General features: G+C 46.8%; 6 protein-coding genes. All 6 read left to right on the forward strand.

Features of this window, described 5'->3' with window-relative positions; translation table 11 throughout:
- Positions 1-120 precede the first annotated feature (120 nt).
- The 6 genes from LSG37_RS20725 to LSG37_RS20750 all read left to right on the forward strand — a co-directional run bounded on the left by LSG37_RS20725 (position 121) and on the right by LSG37_RS20750 (position 6,859).
- Positions 121-603 (forward strand): MarR family winged helix-turn-helix transcriptional regulator, encoded by a 483-nt coding sequence (locus LSG37_RS20725; RefSeq protein WP_233081913.1) that lies wholly within the window; start codon positions 121-123, stop codon positions 601-603.
- 89 nt (positions 604-692) lie between these two features.
- Positions 693-1,394: an HAD-IA family hydrolase gene (locus LSG37_RS20730; protein WP_233081914.1), complete on the forward strand. Its 702-nt coding sequence runs from the start codon at positions 693-695 to the stop codon at positions 1,392-1,394.
- 91 nt (positions 1,395-1,485) lie between these two features.
- Positions 1,486-3,654, forward strand: coding sequence for a DNA helicase II (gene uvrD, locus LSG37_RS20735; RefSeq protein ID WP_233081915.1), 2,169 nt, complete (start codon positions 1,486-1,488; stop codon positions 3,652-3,654).
- 3 nt (positions 3,655-3,657) lie between these two features.
- Entirely contained in the window at positions 3,658-5,697 is a 2,040-nt protein-coding gene (locus LSG37_RS20740) for a GNAT family N-acetyltransferase (RefSeq protein ID WP_233081916.1), read from the forward strand.
- Between the two features lie 85 nt (positions 5,698-5,782).
- A complete protein-coding gene (locus LSG37_RS20745) occupies positions 5,783-6,532 on the forward strand; it encodes an ABC transporter substrate-binding protein (RefSeq protein ID WP_233081917.1) in 750 nt (249 codons plus the stop codon).
- A gap of 51 nt (positions 6,533-6,583) precedes the next feature.
- Positions 6,584-6,859, forward strand: coding sequence for a hypothetical protein (locus tag LSG37_RS20750; protein ID WP_233081918.1), 276 nt, complete (start codon positions 6,584-6,586; stop codon positions 6,857-6,859).
- Positions 6,860-7,156 lie beyond the last annotated feature (297 nt).

Raw genomic sequence — 7,156 nt, forward strand, 5'->3', positions numbered from 1 at the left:
AAAAGTTACTGAACCTTAAGCCTCCTGCGGGAGGCTTTTTTATCAGGGCAAAACCCGGTTCCAAAAGGAAGTACAGGTAGTTTTCTTTTAAACCGAACAGACTTTCATGCGGAGTGTTTTATGACTTCTTTAACCAACAACAAAGAGCGAACCCCGGAAGAGGCTTTATTGCATCTGGATCAGCAACTTTGTTTTGCCCTTTATTCCACCTCATTAGCAATGACCAAAGTCTATAAGCCGTTGCTGGAGCAATTGGGCCTGACTTACCCTCAGTATTTAGTGATGCTGATTTTGTGGCAAAATGACGCGCTGGAATTACAGCAGATTGGCGAACAACTGCAGATAGCATCCGGAGCCCTGACTCCAGTGCTGAAACGTATGGAAAAAATGGGTTTACTGCAGCGCTGCCGTAATCCGCAAAACGAGCGTGCACTGCAAATACGTTTAACCCAGTCTGGCTGGGCGATGCGTGCCACAGCTGCCGAAAAAGTGCGGGTCAATCGCCATATCAGTTTAAAGTCCGGTATGGCAGACACTGAAATTCAGGCGCTAAAGCAAGAGTTAGTGCGGTTGCGACAACAGTTAAACAAGCCTGGGCTTTAAGTCGACTTCGCCTGCTTTGATGTTTTGGTAGATACAGCACAAAGGATTGAGGATAAACTAAGCCCATTCTGAGCAGGACTCAAAGCCTTATGCGTGTTTACAAAGCCCTTTTGCCTTTTAAAGCTATCTCTTTTGATTTGGACGATACGCTGTATAACAACGGCCCTGTGATTGAGTTGGCTGAACTGGCTATGCAGCAAAAACTGCTGCAATTGGCGCCTAAGCTTGGGCTAATTGACCCTGAATTCTGGTGGCAAAAACGCAAAGAGTTGGCGCAACTTAACCCGGAAGTTCGTCACGATGTCAGCCGCTGGCGCTTGTTGTCGGTGGAACAAGGCTTAACGGAACTAGGTATTGGTCGCTGTGAAGCAGGTGAAATTGCAGAACTGGCTTTTAGTGCTTTTTATAATGCCCGCAGTAATTTAATAGTGCCGGATTCCAGCCATCAATTACTCAAAGCCTTAGCAGAGCGTTATCCATTGGTCGCAATTACCAATGGCAATGCCGATTTAACCTTGCTGCGTATCAGTCAGTATTTTCAGCACGCCTATCATGCAGGCCCCAGCGGCAAAATGAAGCCCTACCCTGATATGTTTCATAAAGCCTGTCAACAATTGGCTATTGCGCCCCATGAACTGCTGCATATAGGCGATAACAGCAAAGCCGATGTACGGGGTGCGCTGAACGCCGGTTGTCAGGCCGTGTGGTTGAAGCATGAAACCCATTTTCACACTGCGGTATTGCCTCATCTGCAAATTGATTCGTTAGAGCAGTTACAGGCTTTGCTTTAAGCCCTCCACACAGTTAACAAAGCTGGGGTGACAAGCAAGATGGGTATATAATGTCGGCAAATTTTGCGTCAGCGACAGGTACTTACTGCTAATGGATGTCTCTTCTTTACTGGATGGCTTAAACGATAAACAACGTGACGCGGTAGCCGCTCCTCCTCAACATATGCTGGTATTAGCCGGTGCCGGCTCGGGCAAAACCCGGGTACTGGTGCATCGTTTAGCCTGGCTGATGCAGGTGGAACGGGTTGCGCCTTATAGTTTATTGGCTGTGACTTTTACCAATAAAGCCTCACAGGAAATGCGTAACCGTATAGAACAGACCATAGGCGTCAGTTTAAATAACTTGTGGATGGGCACGTTCCACGGCTTGTCGCACCGCATGTTGCGGGCACATTATCTGGAAGCAGGTTTACCTCAGGGTTTTCAGATCATCGACTCGGACGATCAATACCGTTTAGTGCGTCGGGTATTAAAAGCGCTGAATTTAGACGAAAAACACTGGCCACCTAAACAAATTCAGTGGTTTATCAACGCCCGTAAAGACGAAGGTCAGCGCCCTGGCACTATGGACGCGCATGGCGATTTCAGCCTGCAAACCATGATCAAAATTTACGCCGCCTATCAGGAAATGTGCGATCGCTCAGGTTTAGTCGACTTTGCCGAAATTTTACTGCGCAGCTTCGAGCTGATTAAACAGCAACCGCAAATTCGTGCTCATTATCAGCAGCGTTTTCGCCATATTCTGGTTGACGAGTTCCAGGATACCAACTCTATCCAGTATGAATGGCTACGTTTACTGGCAGGTACTGAAAGTAAAGTGATGATAGTAGGCGACGATGACCAGTCCATTTACGGCTGGCGTGGCGCTAAAGTGGAAAACATTCAGCAGTTTTTAAACGACTATCCTGAACCTGTCACTATCCGCCTCGAGCAAAACTACCGCTCGACCGGGACTATTTTAAAAGCCGCGAACTGTGTCATTGCGCACAACAGTGATCGCTTAGGCAAAGATCTGTGGACGGACGGCGAACAAGGCGAAGCCATTTCGCTCTACACAGCTTTTAACGAGCTGGACGAAGCACGTTTTATTGTCGGCCGTATTCGCGAGTGGAAACGTGAAGGCGGCAAACTGATTGAAGCCGCAGTACTGTATCGCAATAACGCCCAGTCGCGGGTGCTGGAAGAAGCTTTAATTCAGGACGGTATTAACTACCGTATCTATGGCGGCTTACGTTTCTACGAACGTCAGGAAATTAAAGATGCGTTGGCTTATCTGCGTCTGATTAATAACAGGCAAGATGACGCCGCGCTGGAGCGCATTATTAATACTCCAGTGCGTGGTATTGGCGATACCACTATGGACAAAGTGCGGGAAAATGCCCGTTCTCTACAAGTCACCTTGTGGCAAAGCTTGCAGCAAATGCTGGCCAATAAACAACTGACTGGCCGTGCAGCGAATGCTATCAGCACCTTTGTGCAGATGATTGATCAGCTCGAAGCCGACAGCAAAGATTTAAGTTTGGATGAGCAAGCCGATCATGTCATTCAACTATCAGGTCTGATGGCAATGTACAAAGCCGAAAAAGGTGAAAAGGCTCAGACCAGGGTAGAGAACTTAAACGAGTTAGTTAACGCCTGCGCCAACGCCACTTATGTCAATACCGAAGAAATGACGCCGCTTTCTGCCTTTTTATCTCAGGCGGCATTAGAAGCTGGTGAATATCAGGCGGAAGAACATTCAGACGCAGTGCAGCTGATGACGTTACACAGTGCCAAAGGTCTGGAATTCCCGCTGGTGTTTATCTGTGGTCTGGAAGAAGGCATGTTCCCCAGCCAGCAAAGCGGTGACGATAGCGAGCGTTTGGAAGAAGAACGTCGCTTATGTTATGTCGGTATGACCCGCGCTATGCAGAAGTTGTATTTAACTCATGCCGAAAGCCGCCGTTTATATGGTCAGGAGCAGTACAACAGGCCGTCACGTTTTATCCGTGAAATTCCGGCCGACTGTTTAGAAGAAATCCGTCTGACCACGAATGTCAGCAAGCCGACCCAAATGAACCGTTTTGGTAGCGCCGCTAGCCATAGCGCCTTTGAAAATACCGGTTTTAAACTGGGCCAACGCGTATTACACGATAAGTTTGGTGAAGGCACAGTACTGAATTATGAAGGTACAGGGCCACAATCCCGTATTCAGGTGAACTTTGACGAACTGGGCAGTAAATGGCTGGTGACCGCTTATGCCAGGTTAGAACCGGTTTAAGCCATGACCGACCTGCTGCAGATCATTCGTCAGCAACAAAGCGCTTATCAAGAGCGTGGCTGGCGTTTACCGGTTTGGTTAGCAGGTTCAGAGGCTTATACTCAGCAGCAACTTTCAACCTTACAACCAGAAGGCAAAAGCTATTGGTTAGGCCAGCAAGCCCCTGCTGGTTTTACGCTGTTGTCAGCCAAACAAAAACAGCAATGGTTGGGCACTGAATGTGATCTGCTGGTGGTAGATGCTCGCTATGCTGTCGACTGGGATTTGGTCGCAGCCAGCAGTGGTTGCCTAAAAGCGGGTGGAATTTGGTTATTTGTTACCGAACAACCGGATCTATGGCGACAACAGCCTAACCCTGCTGCTAAAAGAGTGTTGCCCTATCCGCTTGATGCTGCTGTTTATACAGGCTTATTTAAACAGTTTTGGTTAGAGCAATTGCAAGATGCTCGTTGGGTGCAGCTTATTGAAGGGCGTTCTGCTGTCATGCCGCTATTACCGGAAGCTATTTCTCCAGTACAGGCAGAACTGCCCTATCGCACAGCAGAACAACAACAAGCGGTGGCCGCTATCCATAAGGTAGTGACAGGCCATAGACGTCGTCCTTTGGTGCTGACTGCTCATCGTGGTCGTGGTAAATCCAGCGCTTTGGGTTTAGCTGCAGCTCAATTAGCGCTGCAAGGTAAAACCGATATTCTGCTGACAGGCCCTTCGCCTGCTGCTGTACAAACTGCATTTTTTATCGCTGCTGACCTTTTAAATCAGCCGTATCAGCAAGGTCAAAATCAGCTGCTAAACGGTACCATTCGTTTTGTGCCTGTCGATGTTTTACTGGCAGAAAAGCAGCAGAACACTGTGATTTTGGTGGATGAAGCAGCTGCTATTCCAACTCCTCAATTGCAGCAACTAACTGATCTTTATAGCCGTTTAGTTTTCGCCACCACAGAACATGGTTACGAAGGCACAGGCCGTGGTTTTCAGCTGCGCTTTCAAAGTTATTTACAGCAGCATTGCCCTGGTTTTCAGAAACTTCATTTGCATCAACCTATACGTTATCAGATGAACGACCCACTAGAGCAACTGATTTTTAAAGGTTTTTTACTGGAGCAAACGGACTCTGTTTTGGCTACATTACCGGAAACTCAGCTAGCCAGCTATCAGGTAAAGGACTTACTGCTACAACCTAAAAAGCTACAACAAATTTTTAGTTTATTAAGCCTGGCGCATTATCAAACCGATGTGATGGACCTCTGGGCTTTGTTGGATAACCCGGCACTGAAGTTATATACACTGGAGCAAGATCAGCAGGTGATCGCCTGTGCTTTAATCAGTTTTGAAGGTGAGCTGGATGCAGAGCTTGCTAGTGCAGTAGCGCATGGCAAACGCAGAGTACAAGGGCACTTATTAGCTCAAAGCTTAGCTTTTCATTGCCTACAGCCGCAGCTAGCAGAGCAAAAAATGGCCAGAATTCAGCGTATTGTGGTGCATCCTCTTGTGCAAACACAGGGACTTGGTAGTGAATTATTAAACTTTGTTTTACAGGATTTATTGGGCCAGCAGTATCTGATTGGCACCAGTTTTGGTGCTACTTTAGCTTTAGCAAAGTTCTGGCAAAAAGCATGCTTTAGCCCGGTAAAGCTCAGCCACCACAACGAACAAGCCAGCAACGAAGCCTCTGTTCTGATGCTCTATGGTGAACAATTTAAAGCTTTACAACAACAGTTTTCCAGACAACTCTATTGGCAACTTGCTGATAGACAACGCACTTTGGATCCAGCTTTGGCGTTATTGTGGGCAGAGCCTCCTTCTATAGAAATCACACCACAGCAAAGCACTGAACTAGAGTTATTTCAGGCAGGGTTACGTCCTTATGAGTTAATAGAAACCCATCTGTTGTGTTGGTTCAATTTGTTTTATGCCAAAGTGGAGCATCAAACAGCGCTGCTGTTAGTACAACGGCTGTGGCAAAAACAGGACTGGCAGCAGATTTCAGAACCTGCGGCTAAACAAAAACTCCCAGAGCTGTGTAAGCTGCTGCATTTTTGAGCCAGAACAAGGTTTCCTCCGACATTTTCCACTAAGCTCTGAGCTATGAAAGCTGTAAGAGTATCAATTTATGCCACGACTAAGCATGTCATCTATACGATCAATGCTGTTGTTAGTCTGCGCTTCTACTGCATCTGCACAAGCTGAAACTATTCAATTAGGAATGTCGGTACCGCTAACTGGGAATGCCAGCGGTATAGGCCAAAGCTATAAAAACGGCGTAGAACTGGCGATTAACCAATTGAACAAAGAGGGAGGCGTTCAGGGTGCCAAAGTGCAGTTACTTGTTAAAGATGATCAGTATGAACCCGAACTAACAGTACGGAATACCAGACAATTTATAATAGAAAACAATGTACTAGCACTATTCGCTTATGTAGGTACTCCAACATCCTCTGCCATCTTACCTCTGCTGCAACATTACCAAATTCCTTATATAACCCCCTTTACTGGTGCCTCTTTATTGCGTCAACCAGAACATAATTTTATCTATCACTTACGAGCTGGTTATGACGAAGAAACTCAAAGTCAGGTGGATTATCTGCTGACAAAACCTGACACCAAAGTAGGTCTGTTGCTACAAGCTGACGAATTTGGCGCCTCTGTTGAACAAGGTTACTTAAAAGCGCTGCAGTTAAAAGGCATATCACCTGTAGTCACTGCACGTTTTCAACGTAATAGTACGGAAATTGAAGCCGGAGTGTCGGAGTTGATAAAAGCTGGTGTTGAGGTGGTGTTTATAGTCGGCACCTACAAACCTTTGGCCGAAGCCATTAATTTTGGTCGCAACAAAGGTTACCAACCTCAATATGCCACAGTATCTTTTGCTGGATAAAGATGACAAGGTCATGGCCACTATGGTGGTACCAAAACCTACAGACACAAAGTGGATTTTGGTGCGGGAGTATCAGAGATTGTGATTCAGCAGGCGACTGATCCTTTGTCTGATGTCGGATTAGAAGGTTTTACAGCAGGTACTTTAGTGGGTCAGGCACTGAAATTATGCCCTTTACCTGTTAAGCGCTTATGTTTGCTGCAGAAATTACGTGAGCAAAGTTCAGTTTTTGATTTCCCGTTGGTGTTTGATCCGAATAAGCAGCAGGCTTCACAACAGGTATTCAGGGTAAAAGTTACAGATCGTGGAGTGGAAGATATTAGGTAGGTTTAGATCTGGACACTAATTGAACAGGATTTGTTCTTAATTCAAGCAGAACGGTTCTGAATTTGGGAGTGGTGAACTACATTAACAGCAGATTGGTGCTGAATTTGGGTGGTGAACTACATTATTCCGGGCTTCCTGCCCTCCACCCTTCGGGCCGGCTGCGCCGTTCCAAACTGCTCCCGGCAGTTTGGTCGCATGGGGGATGCCACTCTCGAATGGTCCACCACCGATTTCGAAGTATCGAGTAGGAGGCGGGATCACTCCCGCCGTCCTCTCACACCACCGTACGTGCGGTTC

Origin of the sequence: Rheinheimera soli, assembly GCF_021290985.1 — a bacterium.
In the GTDB taxonomy this organism is placed as follows: Bacteria; Pseudomonadota; Gammaproteobacteria; order Enterobacterales; family Alteromonadaceae; genus Pararheinheimera; species Pararheinheimera soli.